The sequence below is a fragment of the Alphaproteobacteria bacterium genome, from assembly GCA_016870095.1.
GTDB lineage: Bacteria > Pseudomonadota > Alphaproteobacteria > Paracaedibacterales > VGCI01 > VGCI01.
Window position 1 is genome coordinate 76,840 of the sequence record VGCI01000002.1, and the last position, 18,848, is coordinate 95,687.

General features: G+C 39.0%; 20 protein-coding genes and 1 tRNA gene. 14 read left to right on the plus strand and 7 right to left on the minus strand.

Features of this window, described 5'->3' with window-relative positions; all coding sequences use genetic code 11:
* Positions 1-296 precede the first annotated feature (296 nt).
* The 4 genes from FJX03_01875 to FJX03_01890 all read left to right on the plus strand — a co-directional run bounded on the left by FJX03_01875 (position 297) and on the right by FJX03_01890 (position 4,072).
* Positions 297-641 (plus strand): hypothetical protein, encoded by a 345-nt coding sequence (locus FJX03_01875; protein ID MBM3632443.1) that lies wholly within the window; start codon positions 297-299, stop codon positions 639-641.
* A gap of 150 nt (positions 642-791) precedes the next feature.
* Positions 792-2,114, plus strand: coding sequence for an AmpG family muropeptide MFS transporter (locus tag FJX03_01880; GenBank protein ID MBM3632444.1), 1,323 nt, complete (start codon positions 792-794; stop codon positions 2,112-2,114).
* Positions 2,115-2,132: 18 nt separating this feature from the next.
* Entirely contained in the window at positions 2,133-2,726 is a 594-nt protein-coding gene (locus tag FJX03_01885; GenBank protein MBM3632445.1) for a DUF721 domain-containing protein, read from the plus strand.
* Positions 2,723-4,072, plus strand: coding sequence for a glutamate--cysteine ligase (locus FJX03_01890; GenBank protein MBM3632446.1), 1,350 nt, complete (start codon positions 2,723-2,725; stop codon positions 4,070-4,072). The genes FJX03_01885 and FJX03_01890 overlap by 4 nt, the downstream gene beginning before the upstream one ends.
* An 11-nt stretch (positions 4,073-4,083) precedes the next feature.
* Here the strand turns inward: FJX03_01890 and FJX03_01895 are convergent, their stop codons facing one another.
* Positions 4,084-4,512, minus strand: coding sequence for a nucleoside deaminase (locus FJX03_01895; GenBank protein ID MBM3632447.1), 429 nt, complete (start codon positions 4,510-4,512; stop codon positions 4,084-4,086).
* 92 nt (positions 4,513-4,604) lie between these two features.
* Between FJX03_01895 and fumC the strand changes: the two genes are divergently transcribed.
* Complete coding sequence (fumC, locus tag FJX03_01900) at positions 4,605-5,996, plus strand: class II fumarate hydratase (protein ID MBM3632448.1); 1,392 nt, start codon at positions 4,605-4,607, stop codon at positions 5,994-5,996.
* A 6-nt stretch (positions 5,997-6,002) separates the two neighbouring features.
* On the opposite strand, the gene obgE is transcribed toward fumC, so the two are convergent.
* Complete coding sequence (obgE, locus tag FJX03_01905) at positions 6,003-7,064, minus strand: GTPase ObgE (GenBank protein MBM3632449.1); 1,062 nt, start codon at positions 7,062-7,064, stop codon at positions 6,003-6,005.
* Between the two features lie 179 nt (positions 7,065-7,243).
* Between obgE and FJX03_01910 the strand changes: the two genes are divergently transcribed.
* Positions 7,244-7,708, plus strand: a complete 465-nt coding sequence (locus tag FJX03_01910; protein ID MBM3632450.1) for an NUDIX domain-containing protein — start codon at positions 7,244-7,246, stop codon at positions 7,706-7,708.
* Positions 7,709-7,750: 42 nt separating this feature from the next.
* On the opposite strand, the gene FJX03_01915 is transcribed toward FJX03_01910, so the two are convergent.
* Positions 7,751-8,263, minus strand: coding sequence for a hypothetical protein (locus tag FJX03_01915; GenBank protein MBM3632451.1), 513 nt, complete (start codon positions 8,261-8,263; stop codon positions 7,751-7,753).
* A 135-nt stretch (positions 8,264-8,398) separates the two neighbouring features.
* Between FJX03_01915 and FJX03_01920 the strand changes: the two genes are divergently transcribed.
* From FJX03_01920 to FJX03_01955, 8 genes are all read left to right on the plus strand, one after another.
* Entirely contained in the window at positions 8,399-9,550 is a 1,152-nt protein-coding gene (locus FJX03_01920) for a hypothetical protein (GenBank protein ID MBM3632452.1), read from the plus strand.
* Between the two features lie 181 nt (positions 9,551-9,731).
* Positions 9,732-10,292, plus strand: coding sequence for a ubiquinol-cytochrome c reductase iron-sulfur subunit (gene petA, locus FJX03_01925; GenBank protein ID MBM3632453.1), 561 nt, complete (start codon positions 9,732-9,734; stop codon positions 10,290-10,292).
* A gap of 18 nt (positions 10,293-10,310) precedes the next feature.
* Positions 10,311-11,507, plus strand: a complete 1,197-nt coding sequence (locus FJX03_01930) for a cytochrome b (GenBank protein ID MBM3632454.1) — start codon at positions 10,311-10,313, stop codon at positions 11,505-11,507.
* Complete coding sequence (locus tag FJX03_01935; GenBank protein ID MBM3632455.1) at positions 11,504-12,259, plus strand: cytochrome c1; 756 nt, start codon at positions 11,504-11,506, stop codon at positions 12,257-12,259. The genes FJX03_01930 and FJX03_01935 overlap by 4 nt, the downstream gene beginning before the upstream one ends.
* Before the next feature lie 74 nt (positions 12,260-12,333).
* Entirely contained in the window at positions 12,334-12,612 is a 279-nt protein-coding gene (locus FJX03_01940; GenBank protein MBM3632456.1) for a hypothetical protein, read from the plus strand.
* Positions 12,613-12,623: 11 nt separating this feature from the next.
* On the plus strand, positions 12,624-13,067 hold the full coding sequence (locus FJX03_01945; protein MBM3632457.1) for a HigA family addiction module antidote protein: 444 nt from the start codon (positions 12,624-12,626) through the stop codon (positions 13,065-13,067).
* A 295-nt stretch (positions 13,068-13,362) separates the two neighbouring features.
* A complete protein-coding gene (locus FJX03_01950) occupies positions 13,363-13,920 on the plus strand; it encodes a class I SAM-dependent methyltransferase (protein ID MBM3632458.1) in 558 nt (185 codons plus the stop codon).
* Positions 13,921-14,006: 86 nt separating this feature from the next.
* A tRNA-Met gene (locus FJX03_01955) sits at positions 14,007-14,083 on the plus strand.
* A 395-nt stretch (positions 14,084-14,478) separates the two neighbouring features.
* On the opposite strand, the gene FJX03_01960 is transcribed toward FJX03_01955, so the two are convergent.
* The 4 genes from FJX03_01960 to FJX03_01975 all read right to left on the minus strand — a co-directional run bounded on the left by FJX03_01960 (position 14,479) and on the right by FJX03_01975 (position 18,825).
* Positions 14,479-16,263 (minus strand): tyrosinase family protein, encoded by a 1,785-nt coding sequence (locus FJX03_01960; GenBank protein ID MBM3632459.1) that lies wholly within the window; start codon positions 16,261-16,263, stop codon positions 14,479-14,481.
* Positions 16,264-16,665: 402 nt separating this feature from the next.
* Positions 16,666-17,682: a hypothetical protein gene (locus tag FJX03_01965; GenBank protein ID MBM3632460.1), complete on the minus strand. Its 1,017-nt coding sequence runs from the start codon at positions 17,680-17,682 to the stop codon at positions 16,666-16,668.
* Positions 17,683-17,719: 37 nt separating this feature from the next.
* Positions 17,720-18,184, minus strand: coding sequence for a hypothetical protein (locus FJX03_01970; GenBank protein MBM3632461.1), 465 nt, complete (start codon positions 18,182-18,184; stop codon positions 17,720-17,722).
* 422 nt (positions 18,185-18,606) lie between these two features.
* Positions 18,607-18,825 carry a ribbon-helix-helix domain-containing protein gene (locus FJX03_01975; GenBank protein MBM3632462.1) on the minus strand — a complete coding sequence of 73 codons (219 nt, stop codon included), beginning with the start codon at positions 18,823-18,825 and terminating at the stop codon, positions 18,607-18,609.
* Positions 18,826-18,848: the final 23 nt, after the last annotated feature.

Consider the following 18,848-nt stretch of genomic DNA (forward strand, 5'->3'; position numbering starts at 1 on the left):
AACTTATTGATTTTAATTCATTTTTAAATTATTCATTAAAAAACAATGAGTTAAAAACGAGCCTATTTCTTAAGCAAAGGGAGTTTTAACCAATGATCCCATGGACTCTCACACGTGCTTCACATGTTTTCCCCAAAGTTATCCACAGATTTCGGGGAAAACTATTAACGAGTTGTTAAGAAATGATTCTTCCCCTCTTTTTGAAAAAGACTACTTCCCTAATTGCTATTAATGTTCTAGCTTTTTTATATAGGTATCTTGCAAAAAGTAAGATTGCATTATTAAGGATCAATAGGATGTGGAAATGGGCCCCAGTCGTTAGCGGCGTATCTTTGGTCATTATTATCATATTTTTTGTGTCTTCCCATCTCTCAACACGAAAAGATTGGGGGAATGATAAAATACCTATAGATATTCGGGCTTGCATGTCAATATTGTCTAAAAAAGGAAATCATCTAACAGACTATGAAAAAAGTTATTTAATTCAGATGGGACATGGAGATATTCAAGACACAAAAATTGATTCACAAATTATTATAAAGGCTTTTCTGGAGGAAATTGATAATACTTCCGAGGCCAAAAAAAATTACGAAGAGGGTCAAGCGTTGTTTTATCTGGAGAGGCGGAATCGAAGCCGATAAGAACTCAATTATTTATAATCCCTAATTTTCAAATTTCAAATAATCACTCCTCCCTTGACAAACATGGTCACTATAAGAATTTTGTAAAGCGATTAAATTCATTTGCTGGTATAATAACCCTTAGAATAAAAATCCCAATAGGCATACGTAATGACTTCGTGGTTAAAACAGTTACGAATTTATACCCAACCCCAGCTTTTAATTATTCTTGTTTTAGGGATGATCAGCGGCCTTCCTTTCCTGTTGACATTGTCAACGTTGAGTTTCTGGCTTGCAGAAACAGGTGTTAGCAAAACCACCATTGGACTTTTTATGCTCGTCAGCTTGCCTTATAGTTTAAAGTTTCTATGGGCGCCGTTTGCCGACCATTTTTCACTCCCCCTTTTAACACAAAAATTTGGTCAACGCCGCAGTTGGGGACTTCTCAGCCAAGCGGGCTTGTTCCTCTCCTTAATCGCTCTGGCACATTGCGACCCGAGAAATGGCATTACCTTGATTGCCATTTCTTCGTTCTTCGTTTCCTTCTTTTCCGCATCACAAGACATTATTATTGATGCTTATCGAATTGAAATTTTAAAGACTGAAAATAGTGGTGCAGGTGCAGCTTTGGAGGCTATTGGATTTCGGTTTGGCATGCTCGCATCGGGAGCTGGTGCATTATACCTTGCCCATACATTTTCTTGGAAGTTCGCATATATCGTCATGGCAGTTGGAATTATCTTTGGAATGATCTTTTTTTGTTTAATAGCAGAACCCAAACAAAGAAAAAGCATTCCTCTACCTGTCACGCAAAACAGCTCAAGATCATTACGTGAGTGGCTCCATACTTTGTTTATTGTTCCCTGGATCCAACTCCCAAAAAAACGAGAATTAGTTTATCTCCTGGCCTTTATTTTCTGTTTTAAAATGGGCGATACGGTCTTAAATGCTATGTGTGCACCCTTCTTATGTGATCTCGGGTTTAGCAAAATTGAATTTGCTAATATCACAAAAGTATTTGGCATTACCCTCATGGTCATTGGTGGCCTAGTGGGCGGCGTCATGATTCATCGACTCGGAATTCTTCAATCTACAATTATGTGTGTTGGACTGCAAGGTATTTCGTGCTTGATGTATGTCATTCAATCATTAGTGGGATATCACTTAAATGTGCTCATTATTACAGTGGGCGTTGAGAGTTTTTGCTCTGGCATGGTTTCAGCTATCTTTATTGCTTATATCTCTAACTTCTGCCGCCAACCCTATACCGCAAGTCATTTCACTTTACTATATTCTTTTGGGTCTCTTTGCCGCGTCGTTATCTCTACACTAGCCGGTTGGACAGCAGACTCTATTGGCTGGACTTCTTTATTTCTCATCACAAGTATCTTTATTTTGCCAGCGATTTATATCCTCATTAAGCTCGTTCACCTCAATGAAGAAAATGAGGATCGATCCTATGCAAAAACTATAAAGAATGTGCATACATTTTAAAAAAAAATTTAAGATGAAGTGATTGACAATTCATTCGATTATCTAAAGGATAGTGTCAATTCAATAGAAAAACACAGCAAGAGTAGCGAAGGACGATTAGCAGTGCCTTATAGGAAATATAACAAGGATTCCAATCAGCGTACCGCTAGAACGTTCCGGATTGGCCCCTTGATTCTGGACACCATCACCCCCATTTGCCAGCAAAATGGATTCATCCAAGCCCGAATTTTGTTAGAATGGGAATACATAGTCTCACCCCAGTTTGCCCAATTTTGTACACCCCTAAAAGTTAATTTCCCAATGATGCAACGAACAAACGGTCGATTGCTCCTCAGAACAACCAGCAGTATGGCGACAGAAATTTCCTATCTTGAACCTCAAATTTTGAGTCGTATTAATCAATATTTTGGTTACCAAGCCATCAGCAAAATCAGCTTACAACAAGGACCTGTTACCCCCTCCCAAAAAAATCAAATCACAAAGCAAAAACCACTTTCTGCTGCGTGCCAATCTTCTTTAGAAGACCAAGTTCAACACATAGAAGATGAACGTCTGCGCACAGCCCTTCTCTCTTTGGGCGTTGGTATATTACAAGAAAAGACTAAAGCATGACATCTGCACGAATTGAAAGACAAGACCTTATTGATTATTTAGCGTCCGGGTGCAAACCCCGCACAAAGTGGCGAATTGGAACAGAACATGAAAAACTTCTTCTCATGTCTGATTCCCTCAAACGCTTCACCTACGAGGGTCAAATAAGTATTCGAACAGTCTTAGAGGCCCTACAATCCTTTAATTGGGAACCCATATTTGAAGACAATCACCTTATTTCTCTAAAGAAATCCGATAAAAATTTGTTCATAACACTGGAGCCTGGCGGGCAATTTGAACTATCGGGCATACCGGTGGAGACACTTCACGAAACAAAGGCTGAACTTGATGAGCACTTCATGGAAGTGGGAAGTATTCTTTCTTCAATGGGGGGCGTTATGGTTCCAATAGGAACCGATCCCTTATGGAGAAGGAATGACATTCCTTGGATGCCCAAAGGACGCTACCAAATTATGCGAAAATACATGCCGACAAAAGGAAATTTAGGCCTCGACATGATGACGCGCACATGCACAGTTCAAGTCAATCTTGATTTTGAAAGTGAAAATGACATGGCCGCCAAGATGCGCATTGGTATGGCCTTGCAACCTTTAGTGACTGCCCTTTTTGCTTGCTCCCCATTTCTAGAGGGGGGAAAAACAGGCTATCAAAGCTACCGTGCCCATATTTGGCAAGATACGGACCCAGACCGGTGCGGCCTTCTCCCGTTTGTTTTTGAAGACAAGATGACTTTTGAACGATATGTTGATTACCTTCTCGATGTGCCTATGTACTTTGTGTACCGTGATGGTAGGTACATAGATGCCAGCGGACAATCTTTTCGTGACTTTCTGAAAGGTCAGCTGCCCGCTCTCCCGGGCCAATATCCCACGCTTAAAGACTGGATGGATCAAACCACAATCGTTTTCCCAGAGGTTCGCTTAAAACGCTTTCTTGAGATGCGAGGGGCCGATTGCGGTCCTCAAGAAATGCTCATAGCTCTACCAGCTTTGTGGGTCGGATTACTTTATGATCCCCAGGCACAAGATGAGGCTTTACAACTTATTAAGTCCTGGTCTTTTGACCAAATGCTAACAACATATCAACAAACTCCTCTCCAAGGTCTGCGAACCGTTCTTGGCAATCGTAATCTTCAAACTATTGCCCAAGACGTTTTAGCTATCAGTGATCAAGGGCTCAAACGACGCGCCAACTGGAGTGCAGACCGAGATGAATCGTCTTATCTCAATCCTCTGTGGGAAATAGTGGAATCAGGACGGACCGTTGCAACAAAAATGATTGAAGAATATGAAAAGACGAGAAATATTGAGGCGGTTGTCCGCCAGTATGCCTATCGGTCCCTGTAAAAGTTTTTACTTTACCTTTTTTCACGAAAGAAATCTGTTAACAAAGCAGAACATGTTTCCTCGCAGATGCCCCCAACAACCTCCGGTCGATGATGACATGAAGTTTGGTCAAAAATACGCGGGCCATGATCAATACCCCCCCCTTTCGGATCAAACGCTCCAAAGAAAATTCGACGGATACGGGCAAACGAAAGAGCCGTTGCACACATAGGACAAGGCTCTAAGGTCACATAGAGATCTGCCCCCAAGAGACGGGGACTTTTTAGGATAACAGCAGCATCTCGAATGACCAACATTTCTGCATGAGCTGTGGGATCTGACAACTCTTCAACTCGATTTCCAGCAGCGGCAATGACTTGCCCCTCCCACACGAGCACAGCACCGATAGGCACTTCTCCTCTCTTCTTGGCTTCCTCAGCTTGAATGATGGCAAATTCCATCCATTTAGAAGTCATTAACATTCTCCCAGATACACTTACTATAGAATAAGATAATATAGATTAGGCATCTTGTATAACAAAGGCAGAAAATCATGGCAGAAGAATTTCAAAAAGAAACCGATTCTATGGGTGAAGTGCATGTTCCGAAAGGTGCTTATTGGGGAGCTCAAACGGAACGCTCCCGACAAAATTTTTCTATTGGAGGTGAGAAAATGCCTATAGCCCTTATCCGGGCTTTAGCTATTCAAAAGCGTTGCGCTGCTAAAACCAATTTCTCTTTAGATATCCTTAAGCCTGAAATTGCAGAAGCTATCATTCAAGCCGCTGAAGAAGTCATTGACGGCAAATGGGACGACCATTTCCCGCTTGTCATTTGGCAAACCGGGTCTGGCACACAAACTAATATGAATTTGAATGAGGTCATTGCCAATCGTGCCAATGAATTACTCGGCTTTCCCTTAGGATCAAAAAATCCTATTCACCCAAACGACCATGTTAATTCAGGACAATCATCAAATGATGCTTTCCCCACAGCTATGCATATTGCAACTGTCTTAGAACTTCACAACCAATTAATTCCTGCCCTTACTCACTTTCATAAACACTTGAAATCAAAGGAAGAGTCTTTTCAAGCTATCCTGAAAATTGGACGAACGCATCTCCAAGACGCAACTCCCTTAACTTTAGGACAAGAGTTTTCTGGATATGCAACTCAAATAGAATTTGGCATAGCCCGTATTGAAGATTCCTTGAAACGTCTTTATCCTCTCGCGCAAGGCGGAACGGCTGTTGGGACAGGACTGAATTGCCCCAAAGGGTTTGATCATCTTTTCGCCAAAATGGTAGCGGATTACACACGACTTCCTTTTATAACAGCCGGCAATAAATTTGAAGCTCTCGCTTCCCACGATGCGATGGTAGAAATTTCCGGCGTTTTGAATGTAATCGCAGGGAGTCTGATGAAAATTGCCAATGATATTCGTTGGCTCGCTTCTGGCCCCCGTTGTGGGTTGGGAGAGATTCATTTACCTGAAAATGAACCGGGATCATCCATCATGCCTGGAAAAGTCAATCCAACCCAATGCGAAGCTCTTACCATGGTGGCTTGCCAAGTGATGGGAAATCATACAACCGTTTCCATTGCCGGCAGCCAAGGACATTTTGAATTGAATGTTTATAAGCCCGTCATTATTGCCAACGTCTTACAATCCATTCGTCTTTTGGCTGATGCTCTGCGTAGTTTTACAGATAATTGCTTGAAAGGCATTACGCCCATCATGAAAAAAATGGGTCAAAATGTTGAAAATGCGCTCATGTTGGTCACAGCCTTGAACCCCCTTATTGGGTATGACAATGCCGCTAGAGTGGCAAAACGAGCTCTTGCGGAAGATATTTCTTTAGAACAAGCCGCTCTTGATCTTGGTCTTCTCTCTGCTGAGGACTTTCGAGAACAAATTCAAAAGGCATTTGGCATACAGAGCTAAAAGTGGTTACTCGCTCTCTCCACCTTTCATAGGGTCATATCCAAGATTCTTCTCTTTAACCGCTTCTTTTTTATGAGCGCGATCAGCCATAATATGGTTTAGCAAGCAGGAGAGCAATTTGGGTATGCCATGTTGCGTTGCTCCACTCATAACAAAGACTTCAGATTTCGTAATTTTTTTGAGTTTCTTCAATTTTTCTTTAATCTCATCTTCGCTTAAAAGATCACATTTATTGAGACCAATTACTTCCGGTTTATCTTTTAATCCCCAACCGTACTCTTCTAATTCACGGCGTATGGTTTTATAGGAAACACATACATCTTCAGCACTGCTATCAATGAGGTGAAGGATGGCCCCACAACGCTCCACATGCCCTAGAAAGCGATGGCCTAAGCCCGCTCCTAAGTGAGCGTCCTCAATCAATCCCGGCAAATCTGCAAGAACAAATTCCTTATCATGCACATAAACCACCCCTAATTGAGGAGCCAGTGTTGTGAAAGGATAATCCGCAATCTTTGGCTTGGCGCGTGTAACGGAAGAGAGGAATGTGGATTTCCCCGCATTGGGCAGCCCTACGAGCCCCGCATCGGCAATTAGCTTCAATTGCATCCAAATCCAGCGTTCTTCCCCTGGCCATCCAGGCAACGTTTTACGTGGCGAGCGATTGGTCGAAGACTTGTAATGGGCGTTTCCTAAGCCACCATCTCCGCCCCGAGCCAAAAGCACCGTTTGCCCAACTTCCACCATATCTGCCAAAATAGTTTCTTTATCTTCATCAAAAATTTGCGTTCCCACAGGAACTTTCATAATAATGGAGTCACCGTCCCGCCCGGTTCGGTTACGCCCCATGCCATGATGGCCTATTTGGGCGCGAAAATGTTGTTGGTAGCGATAATCAATAAGTGTATTTAAGTCATCCACCGCAACAACAATAATATCTCCCCCTCGACCCCCGTTACCACCATCGGGACCGCCATATTCAATAAATTTTTCCCGACGAAAACTGCAGGCACCTGCCCCGCCCTCGCCGGATTTAATATAGATTTTAACTTGGTCAAGAAATTTCATAAGGGATCTAATCTGTCTTAGAATAAAATTATTTTTCAGGATACGTCGTCTATCCATAACTGAAAAATTCCCATAAATCAAAGACAAAATCCCTAGTCTGGCTTAAATCTCTATGGTAAAAGAAGCAAAGGGCCTGACAAAAGGGCCATAAAAAATATCCTGAATGAGGACTAAGTTGCATGATCCCCAATTTTCTTTACAAACCCATCAGCTATATACATAGCTTGGCTTGCCGAGCTCTAGGCGCCAAAACGGTGGGCGCCAGAGCGCTGGTTGTGAGAAATGATGAAGTCCTCCTCGTCAAACATACCTATCAAAAAGGATGGTGCACCATTGGAGGCGGCGTTGATAAAAATGAATCCCCTCGTGAGGCTCTGATACGAGAACTTGTCGAGGAAGTTGGTGTCATTACGCTAGAAAAGCCTGAATTATTTGCCGTCTATCATCAAAAATATTTGAAAAGAGATGATTACATTGCGTTTTATATTGTTCGCCATTTTGAGATGCAAAAAACATCTTATTCGCCCGAAATTGCTGAAAAACAATGGTTTCCTTTTACAGCCTTGCCGAAAGACATAACTCCCTCGACTTTAAAGCGTATTGAAGAGTTTCTAGATCAAAAGGATAAATCAGATAAGTGGTAAAAAAAATATTCATAAATAGTGTATAATCAGAATTAAATAAATTTATATAACAAGAATTATAGCAATAAAGCCAATTAGAAAGAATAATGCAGAAAGAAAACCTGAAGCAAAATATCCTGCAATTAAATTTTGACTCGCTTCCAAGGGAGGATTTTTAGTAATTACATCATATTCATTTTTTAAATATTTTGAATCTAAATCTCTTTTTTCTCTGGAAATTTTTTTATCATTTTCTGTTAAGTGGTATCTATCATAAGCATCATTATAATTTGCTTCTCTTTGTAGCCTATTTATATATTTAGTATTTTGCATTTGGTAAAAGTATGCAAATGCTAGCGAAGAAATAGCACATAATAATCCTACACAAAATAATAATGCGCTTAGTTTCCAACAAGAAGGAAAAATAAGAGATTGCTTTTGGGCTATATAACCCACAAGGGCGACCATCGCACCAGCATTAGACAAATAAAGATATCCTATAATTTTTTCACCAAACATAACTTGATGCTGAATACTTTGATTTCGTTCTATAGATAACCTTTCTATAGCATCCATATCTTCTCTCACCCTTAAAAACTTATTTATGCACTATCCGCTTCATTCTAAGAGCTAAACGTTAAGATTTTTTTAATTCCTCCTATTGTAAAATAGAAATGTGAAAATAATTTTAAATGTGGGTAAGTAGAAATCATGATCAATATGAAATTTTTGAGTGCTATAAGTATTTTTACCGCCATCATGTGTAGTTCAACACTCGCGAATAAATGTCCCGTTCTTAATAATGATCAAATACAAAAACTTATCAGAGAAGGGCATTATATAGATAAAGAGGGAAATTTCTTGGACCGTAAATCCTATTTTATTAGAGAATATGATTTCGGAGAAAAATATAAATTAAATTATGAGGTAAGCAAGAAAGTTGCAAAAAAAATTACGATTAAAAATGGCAAATTAAAAGAAGATACTGCAGAAGCACTTCCAAACAATTTGAAAGAACCTAGCTCTCTAAAAATTTGTAATTATGAAGCTACAGTATCAGAACAAATTAAGACCGACTCAAACAATGCAGACAACAATAATACGCACTATAATCTCGCATTTTTTAATCAGACCATCACTATACCTGTTGAAGTTTCTAAAGTAGAACGCATTTCTAGACCCAGTGATTGCCCGGACCTTACGAATGACGAGATACAAACTTTAATTAAAAAGAAACATTACAAAGATAAAAGCAATAATGTTTTAATTTTAGAAGATGCAAATGTTACGTTCATACCAAAGCCCGGCGTTAAAAAAATTGTCGTCTTAAGATTTGACCAAAACCTTAAAAATTTTATTATTACTGATGGTAAAAAAATTTCGAAACCCATTTTAAGTACAGTAAAAAGCTATGTTGATTATCCAGATGCTTGCAAATACGAAGCCCGTATTTCAAAGATCCAAGAACAAACTGATAAATTATTTGATGCTTTCATTAATAAGCCAATTCAAATCTACGCTAAAAATAGAAAAGCTTTTGGGCCCTATGAAGGTAACTGCCCTGTATTCAGTAGTGATGAGATCATTGATCTCATTAAAGATGGCAAAGTTAATGATGCTGATGAGCGGACATGGTATAGAGAAAAAGTTGGTGTTTTTGAACATGATGGGCAGCGTATTGATGAATATCCACCGGCACTTTATAGTGAAATTAATATCCTTGACTTTGTGAGTTCATTTGGGGAACAGAGGGATCCTTCAGGATTTTGTACCTATCAAGCACAAATTTCAGCACTTCCCAATCATACAACACCTAAATTTGTAAATAAAAATGTACGCGTCAGAACGTGGATGCGTAAATAGCATTCTCTTTTTTTGAAAGTGATCATAGCTTGACTATGATCACTTTTTTCCCCTTTTTCCCCGCCAACAATATTAAAAATAATATTCTTTTCCCTATACAGATAAAACTCTGCCCCTTGATCATCCATGCCCTTTAATCTAATAATAAATTATCACTTACTGTTAGGTATTGAAGGTCACGATGGCAGATACAAAGGATTCAACACCACCCTCTCTTGCGCCCCGTACAACCCGCCGAGAGTTTATTCATTTAACCGCGGGCGCAATGAGTGCCGTAGGAATTGGGGCAGCTGCCTGGCCTTTCATTAACAGTATGAATCCTTCTGCGGATGTTATGGCTTTATCTTCCATCGAAATCGATATCTCATCTATTCCCAAAGGCCAAACTCATACGGTAATGTGGCGCGGACGACCTGTTTTTGTGCGCCATCGAACAGAAAAAGAAATTACGGAAATGCGAGCCACAGCACTCAAAACTTTGCCTGACCCTGAAACGGATCAACAACGGGCAAAAGATCCCAATTGGTTAGTCGTTGTCGGTGTTTGCACGCATTTAGGGTGTATTCCCACGCAACGTAAAGCTATGCAGTCCTCTGAAGATCCGGATATTGGATGGATTTGTGCCTGCCATGGATCGAAATATGATTATTCAGGTCGCATCATTAGCGGGCCGGCTCCTAAGAATTTGGAAGTCCCTGTTTATGAATTTACAAACCCTAACACGGTTCTTCGAATCGGATAGAAGGGAATAAAAAAAATCATGAGCATTTTAAAATGGATTGATCGTCGACTGCCATTTATTAGCCTAATTAAGAATGAACTGGGGGATTATCCCACCCCTAAGAATCTTTCCTACATGTGGAATTTTGGTTCTTTGGCAGGGATTATCCTTGTTATTATGATTGCATCCGGTATTTTTCTCGCCATGCACTATATTCCCCATGTAGATCACGCCTTTGATAGTGTTGAACATATTATGCGGGATGTGAACGGAGGTTGGTTACTACGCTATATTCATATGAATGGGGCAACCATGTTCTTCATAGTGGTTTATATTCATATCTTCCGAGGCCTGTATTATGGTTCATTTAAGGCCCCTCGCGAGTTGTTATGGATATTGGGTGTCATTATTCTTCTCCTGATGATGGCAACCGCTTTTATGGGTTACGTCCTGCCTTGGGGACAGATGAGCTTTTGGGGCGCAACTGTTATCACAAATATGTTTTCTGCTTTTCCCTTTGGGGACAGTATTGTTCACTGGCTATGGGGCGGTTTTGCCGTTGATAATCCGACCCTGAATCGATTTTTTGCCCTCCACTATCTCTTACCTTTTCTCATTGTCGGGGTCAGCATTCTTCATCTTGTGGCGTTACATCAATTTGGTTCAAGTAACCCATTAGGAATTGAGCGCAAAGGTCCGGAGGATAGTATTCCTTTTCATCCCTATTACACCATCAAAGATACATTTGGTTTGGGGATTTTCTTAATCATTTACTGTGGCTTTATCTTCTTTGCCCCTAATTTTTTTGGCGAACCGGACAACTATGTTCCCGCAAATCCTCTCGTCACCCCCCCTCACATTGTGCCCGAGTGGTACTTCTTGCCGTTCTATGCCATTTTACGATCTATTCCCAATAAACTTCTGGGTGTGCTCGCCATGTTTGGGGCCGTCATGACCTTGTTTATTGTTCCTTGGTTAGACACGCATCCGGTGCGTAGTTCTCGCTTTCGTCCTTATCATCGATGGTTATTTTGGTTATTTCTATTTGATTGTTTTGTCTTGGGTTGGGTAGGAGCGAATCCCCCAGAGGGTATGTTTATTATTATTGGTCGATTAGCCACTTTTTACTATTTTGCCCACTTCTTTCTTTTCTTACCCGTATTGAGTCGATTGGAACCCATTATGGCTCTGCCTTTAAGCATTAGCAGGCCTGTCCTTGGGGAGACACCAAAATGAGACTCGCTCTGGTCAAATTAACGACAGCCTTCTTCATCACAAGTGGGTCTATTTGTGCTGAAGGAGATACGCTACCTATTCCCAAACAATCTTGGTCCTTTGAGGGTCCCACGGGGACTTTTAAACGAGATGCTTTGCAACGAGGATATCAAGCTTATAAGGAAGTCTGTTCCGCATGTCATGGTTTAAATCGAATTTCTTATGAAAAATTGATGGGCATTGGTCTTTCTAAAAACGCTGTCAAAGCACTTGCCCTGGAACATGATCACCCGGATCTTACAGACGATGGGGAACCTACCCAACGTAAAGGGATCATTTCAGACAAAATTCATTCTCCTTATGCCAATGATAAAGCCGCTCGAGCCTCAAACAACGGCGCTTTGCCGCCTGATCTTTCGCTCATTACAAAAGCACGCACAGGGGGACCAAACTATCTTTATGCGCTCCTCACGGGATTTTGCGAAGCCCCCAAGGATACGGCGATTACCCAAGGGATGCATTACAATCCTTATTTCTCAGGCCGACAAATTTCTATGGCACCTCCTTTATTTGAGGGACAAATCAAATATGCTGACGGTACGAAAGCTACGACAGATCAAATGGCGAAAGACGTTGTGACTTTTTTATCTTGGGCCGCAGAACCGGAAATGGAGCAGCGCAAGCAAATGGGGTTCAAAGTTTTGTTTTATCTTTTAATCCTCACGACTGTTCTTTATCTCTCCAAACGAAAAATTTGGAAAAGCGTGAAGTAATTCTTTAAGAATTTCTTATAATTATTTACATATACCACTTGAAATATACTGAAAAAGAGTATATTATAATGTGTATGATAAGAAATTTTCGATGCAAAAAAACAGAAAAGCTTTTTGGCGATAAATATGTTGGGGATTTCTCAAATTTTCAAGATCAAGCGCGTAGGAAGCTTTTTATGATAAATGCTGCTCATAATCTAAATGATTTAACTGTCCCACCCGGTAATAAACTTGAGAAACTTGTGGGCAATAGAGGCGGTCAACATAGTATTAGGATTAATAATCAATGGCGTATATGTTTTGAGTGGGAGAATGGTGCCGCCATAAATGTTGAAATTGTGGATTACCATTAGGAGAATTAAAAATGACAAATCTTGATCTTATAACACCAGGAACCATTCTTTGGGAAGAATTTATGGTTCCCTTAGAAATTTCTCAAAACCAAATGGCAAGAGATCTTGATATTACTGTTGGACGAATTAACGATATCATTCATGGAAAGCGCTCTATAACTGCTGACACGGCTCTTCGTTTCAGTAAGTATTTTGGGACTTCTGCTGAATTTTGGCTTAATCTTCAAGACGATTTTGATTTGCGGAAAATTAGACGAACTGTCTGGCCAACAATTGAACCCCGAATACGCGCGTACTCACCCCAAAGCCTTAAAAAAAGGGGACAAAGAGGGTTAAAGTGGCCTGCTGCCAGATCAAACAACAGTGGTGGTATTGCAGCTGCTAAATCTTCAAAAGCAACTTTACCACACGCACTAAAGAAATCTGCTGTAAAACCGAGAAAGCCCAGTCGGTAAAAACAAACATTTTTTAAGAAAGTAAACTTTAATTCCTAGACAGTGACGTACGCACTTCTGGCAAGAACGATATATGCTTCTAACTTTGATAATTGTTAAACGTATTTCATAAATATGACATACATGGATTGACAGGAATTTAAACTTATTTTATATAAGACGAGTTATAACTCGCTTGCCTTGTAAGGCTTAGAAAGACTGTTCGATGCGTATTGTTGTTGGTAAAAAAACTCATCAGATGACCGCTACTGAACTCATTAATTGATCTCAGAATTGAGATTCGGTATTCATTGATATGGGTACGGGTGACGGTCGATTCATTCTAGACCAAGCTCGTCAATTTCCCCACAAATTCTGTATCGGTATTGACGCAAGCCCTGAAGCTATGCGTGAATCTTCCCAAAAAACAATTGCAAAACCTGAACGAGGTGGTGTTGCTAACGCCCTATTCGTTTGGGCAAACGCCAACTCCTTACCGCTTGAATTGAGCGGAATGGCTTCAGAAATAACCATTAACTATCCTTGGGGATCGCTCCTTCAAGCCTTGGTGGCGCCGGAGGTTAATATCTTAAAAAATATAGCTCGTTTAGCGAAGCCAGGAGCGTCATTGCAAATTTTGATTAACCTCTCTGTTTTTGACAATTCAGAATATTGTCAAAAGCTTGGGTTGCCTGAATTCAGTTTGGAACGCGCAAAAAGTGTTATCCCTTGGGACTACCGTGAGGCAAGAATTGATATTAAGTCTATCAGAATTTTGGATCAAGCTTCCCCAAATCGAACCACTTGGGGACAAAAATTGACGAAAGGTTCAGGCTCACGAAAGACCCTAGCCATCGAAGCCATTATTCGATAATAATTTAAGGAGCCCATGATTTGGTCCGGGTTTCGGTAATTCTCCTTTGACACCAAGCCATGGGAACAGTATATTGACTTAAATTTGGCGGGGTAGCTCAGCTGGTTAGAGCAGCGGAATCATAATCCGCGTGTCGGGGGTTCGAGTCCCTCCCTCGCTACCAATCACATCAAGGTTTAAACAGAAACCTGATTTCTTAAATTTTTATAATTGTACCGTGTTTGTACCAATCTACAATCAATTTCATATCTGCTAGACTTTATATAATGCTTTAATTTTTCATTCTTTCCAAAATTTCACCACAAAATATTATTTCATCTTTCTCATAAGCCTAATTCAGAATTCCTAAGATATTTTTCGTATTGTCACTAAATAAAATTGAAATTTTCTTTAATTAACAAAATTCAAAATTAGAATTAGATGATAAATTCTAAAAAGCAAAACGTGATTTTTATAAATTAAAGTTTAAAATGTGATGGAAAAATATAAATTTTTATTTTTTTTCCATCACAACAAAATAGTTGTCGTTGAAATTTATATTTAAAAATAAATTACTTTTTATCCCCTTACTATTTTTACACTATATCGGCTCGTATTATCTATGAAAGCTATATTTTGACTGTGCTCCATAGGGGGGACTGGATTGAAGAAATCTGTTAAGCTAAGGTTAGCTGCTTTCCAATTTACATTGGGTATATAGCCTTCGCTCCAATTTTTTCCATCATAAGATGATGAAATATAAATGTAATTATTTTTACCGATAAGAGATAGGAATAACTTATTTTTATCTGTTGATAAACTTACATTTGAAGCGTTCCATAATTTATTAGGTTGAAATGCATCCACCCAATTATCTCCATCAGTTGCATAAGTACAATACACATTTCCATTATAAACATATGTCATGAATAGAGTATTTTTAAAATTTATTAAACTTATTGAAGAAGCTTTCCAATTGCCATTAGGTTCTTTAGCTTCAGACCATTTTTGACCATCAAAAGATGATACTGTATAAATATGTTCGTTTCCTATAATTGCCATATATAACTTATTTTCCTTGGATGCAAAGCTTAAGTCAGAAGCACGCCAACCTTGGTTAGGTTCAAATACTGGCACCCAATTTGTACCATTTGTTTGGGTAAGATAAACATGTTCTCTACCTACGAGAGCCATAAACATATAATTATTAAAAATCATCATGCTAACTGCAGAAGCTCTCCAATCAACATTAGGCTGTACGGGCTTAGTAGCACTTCCACCAATTAATGTAGAAATGTATACATGCTCGTTGCTATCTAATGCTACGATATATAAATAATTTAAAAATGGCGAAATACACACCCTAGATAATTCATTATCAAATGTTAAAGAAGAAACTGTAGTCCAATTTTCATCATAATCATATCCAAGTGTTTTGTAGTCTAAAACTTGTGCTGGTGTAGTCTTCCATGGGACCATCGAATCATACAAATTCGTACCTTTTGCTGCCCCTATTTTGGGATAGGTCGTTTTTAAGGGGTCAAATTCATTCGGATGTTGAGACTGCCACATCGCCCATATGCGATCAATATTACAATGATGCAAAAAGAAAATTGGATCGTTTGGGGCAGTTGGTACCATCATCATATCTCCACCAATCCAAGTATGCACGAGGTTGTGTAGTTTAAAACCAAGCCATCCTTCAATAATGTTACGAAAACCGCCCTGACTCTGCGCATTATAAGGACCTACATCATAGGTCGTAGCTATAAGTGATTGGTTGATATCATCTTCAGAAGGTAGTATGCTTGCATGTACAGAACGTTTTCTTGATAATCCTTCGCCACTTGTGGTTATCCACTGGCTTTGGGTAAATGGCCCACTAGATACAGGTTGTCCATCTCCACCCATGAAATCATCATCCCAAATAGGAGTTTTAAGTGGATCAGCTTGATTGGCGTCCCACTCCCAATCCCAATATGGTAAAGCAAAAGCATTATCTTTTAATATTCTTTGCATATCCTTTTCGAATTGTAATATGAAATTTCTGTGCCATGGTAAAAAGGTAGGAGCGGCGTGGGCAACCGCCATGTTTTTTTGTCTTGAGTGTATTAAAACATATTTATCATAAGTATTTTTATATAATTTACCTTCAATTTTTTCAGCTTTTAAAAGTTTAACACCAGTTACATAACGTTTCTTTTCATAATCAGTTAAGTTTCTAACACTTTTTCTTAGAACAAGAGTTGCTGATTGAGAACTCGTAGATAATTCTTCGATTTTTTCATCCATACCACATAAATTGGAACACAAGATAATCATAAACATAAAAATAATAGGATAATATTTAAATTTATTTAACAACTTAACACCTCTTAATATAATAATTAACTAAAATTTTTCAAAAAACATTTAACAAATTTATAGAATTCATTTTAATTTAAGTAAAAATTATAGGCAAATAATTATTCTTATTGTCCCGATATATGGGTGACGAAAATCAAATGTAAAAAATTGCCTTTTTAAATGACCAAAAATTACTAAAAGTGGTTAATATAGTTTATGAAGTAAAAAAATGATATTCAAAACCATTCAAAAATTTATGCTCTAAAACTAGAATACTCTTGCCACTTGCTATGAAGGGGGATAAATATTATATGGTTTTTTCCACCTTAAAGGTTCGCATAAGCTGCAGAAAAAAGAGTACCTAGTTCGTATCTCTTGTTAATACCATCTAGAGCATTCCAGAGTTTTGAATTTAATTATCTATTGAGTGTGTGGCCCTAGTATATACTGTTCAAATTTTTTCCCCATTTCCCTCAACCCAATGCGCTTTAAACGATCACATATAAAATCTAGCTCCTCAAATGCCTCCCCACGATTTATGTGAAAAATACTAGCTGCAATTTCAGCCGCTTTTTGTTGTTGATTAATTCCTACCAACATCTCTGCAAGCTCAATAAATTCGGATGCTCTTGTGCAATATCTAGGAAGTGCTTCTGCTCCAGCAATAATAAGATTATTTGCTCCGCCAATAGCCACTGCTTTTCTAAGGATTCGAAGTCCAACCCTCGCATCCAAACAATCAACCATATAATTGGAGAGGATGTGTTCTGCAAGTTGCTTGTAATGAGGACGGGTATACTGTTCTAGATAAAGCTCAAGTGCATAAGCTGCTTGGTCTTCCACAGTAATACTTAAATCTAATAGAGAAGATGAATAACCACCCCCATGCAGCTTAACCTCGAGATTTATGAGTTCAGGAACAATTCTAGCAATAACTTCTTGTGCTTGTTCAGCGCGCATAATAGTCGTGGTTTCATAATTGTTATACATGCCTCCAGGATTAGTATCAGCTGACAGCCAGTTAAAAGAGCCAAAAGTAATACAATCATTATCAACAATCAAATTTTTTGAATGAAGATGCGAAACAATTTTGAGATCAACTCCTAAACTGGCAAGAATTATCCTTCCCTGAGCAGCGTATGTTTTGTTTGCATCAAATGCAGCATCTGTAAATACACTAATTTCTACCCTACGATCCATTGCGGCTTTAAGGTGGGCACCTAATCCGTTATTACCGTTAAAATCATTATTTGTAAGTCTCCAAGAAGTGATAAAGGGAGAAACAATAATGACTCTACTTTGAGCCTTTGCAAGAGATGACCTTATGAACTGACAATGTTCCACAGGCGTAGTAAGAATGGAATCTATCGCATCAATATTGAGCGTAAATCCAAGATTAATAAGGCTATATATAAATATATATGAAATTTTTTTCATAAAAATACCTCCGTAATTAAAACCAAATTAATACCAATCATTTATCAAAGTCGAAATCTTGTTCAATAGTGGCTAAGTGCGCCTGGTGCTCTTTTTTCAGGGCTAAAATATCCGATAAATTAATTAAGTGTGGATCAGGCAATTGTACCTCGCGGAAAAGATCTTTAACATTTTCTACTGTAACAGCTCCACAAGAAGTTCCATCTGGTTGTATCCTAGAAAGTATCGGTTCAAATTTTATGGTTCTTCCCAAATACTTACCTCTTAAGAACGCCAGAAACAGGCGTGCCTCGCTCTTTGAGGTTCCCTCTAAAGAATCAATGTAGTTAAATGTAATCTCTTCATTTTCCAATTCTGGAATTAAAATTTGTAATGTAACCCAGTGACCGCCAGGATTAAAGGGAATTATCATTTCCTCAGGAGGGGATTCAATCACTGCTTCATGTGGGTAAAACGAATCCGATAGAAGGTCAATTAATGTTTCAGCAGGACTCTTATCCATATGTCCCTCTGCATGACCAATAATTGGCGGCAAGACATATCTGCTGGTATTTAAACAATGTATGATATCATTTGTATCTGCATCATCATCGACATCGGCCCCACTTAGAGAAAATTTAGAATATTCTGCAGCATCGGGGAGTTTTTCTGAGAGAGGTAGATGTAATAAACGATTTATATCAGTGGGGGTATATTGATAGTTAGCTATTTCATCATCAGCTTGTTCATCATCATCATCTGAAAGATCATTCTTTTTGCTTGAGCTTTCGGTTTCCTTCTTGGGTTTTTTGGCCGCTGTTTTTCTTTCTTTACTGACGGTTTTTTGCTCTCTGTCCCCTTTTTATCCGAGCCTTCATCAATAACTTCAGGTATAACATCTATTTTAGATTAAAATCATTTGTCGAGGATACGGAAAAGAAATAGTTACCCTTTATCTTCTTTCAGTCTTTTTAAAATATAAACACGAATTGTACTAGAAAGATTGCGATGCTCGGAAGGCTGAAGAGTTGCATCGATTTGGCGAATAAAAGCCGCTACAGAAAGACCATCCTGAGCAGCAAGACTTTGCAAAACTTCCCAGAATTCTGGCTCTAAAGAAACGCTCGTTGCGTGCCCTGCAATAACCACAGATCGCTTAATGATTTTGTGAATGGGCAAATTTTATA

Coding starts and splice junctions, on each gene's coding strand:
- FJX03_01875 (MBM3632443.1), top strand. CDS start 297: ATGTGGAAATGGGCCCCAGTCGTTAGCGGCGTATCTTTGGTCATTATT.
- FJX03_01880 (MBM3632444.1), top strand. CDS start 792: ATGACTTCGTGGTTAAAACAGTTACGAATTTATACCCAACCCCAGCTT.
- FJX03_01890 (MBM3632446.1), top strand. CDS start 2,723: ATGACATCTGCACGAATTGAAAGACAAGACCTTATTGATTATTTAGCG.
- FJX03_01895 (MBM3632447.1), bottom strand. CDS start 4,512: ATGGAATTTGCCATCATTCAAGCTGAGGAAGCCAAGAAGAGAGGAGAA.
- fumC (MBM3632448.1), top strand. CDS start 4,605: ATGGCAGAAGAATTTCAAAAAGAAACCGATTCTATGGGTGAAGTGCAT.
- obgE (MBM3632449.1), bottom strand. CDS start 7,064: ATGAAATTTCTTGACCAAGTTAAAATCTATATTAAATCCGGCGAGGGC.
- FJX03_01910 (MBM3632450.1), top strand. CDS start 7,244: ATGATCCCCAATTTTCTTTACAAACCCATCAGCTATATACATAGCTTG.
- FJX03_01915 (MBM3632451.1), bottom strand. CDS start 8,263: ATGGATGCTATAGAAAGGTTATCTATAGAACGAAATCAAAGTATTCAG.
- FJX03_01920 (MBM3632452.1), top strand. CDS start 8,399: ATGATCAATATGAAATTTTTGAGTGCTATAAGTATTTTTACCGCCATC.
- petA (MBM3632453.1), top strand. CDS start 9,732: ATGGCAGATACAAAGGATTCAACACCACCCTCTCTTGCGCCCCGTACA.
- FJX03_01930 (MBM3632454.1), top strand. CDS start 10,311: ATGAGCATTTTAAAATGGATTGATCGTCGACTGCCATTTATTAGCCTA.
- FJX03_01935 (MBM3632455.1), top strand. CDS start 11,504: ATGAGACTCGCTCTGGTCAAATTAACGACAGCCTTCTTCATCACAAGT.
- FJX03_01940 (MBM3632456.1), top strand. CDS start 12,334: ATGATAAGAAATTTTCGATGCAAAAAAACAGAAAAGCTTTTTGGCGAT.
- FJX03_01945 (MBM3632457.1), top strand. CDS start 12,624: ATGACAAATCTTGATCTTATAACACCAGGAACCATTCTTTGGGAAGAA.
- FJX03_01950 (MBM3632458.1), top strand. CDS start 13,363: ATGGGTACGGGTGACGGTCGATTCATTCTAGACCAAGCTCGTCAATTT.
- FJX03_01965 (MBM3632460.1), bottom strand. CDS start 17,682: ATGAAAAAAATTTCATATATATTTATATATAGCCTTATTAATCTTGGA.
- FJX03_01970 (MBM3632461.1), bottom strand. CDS start 18,184: ATGGATAAGAGTCCTGCTGAAACATTAATTGACCTTCTATCGGATTCG.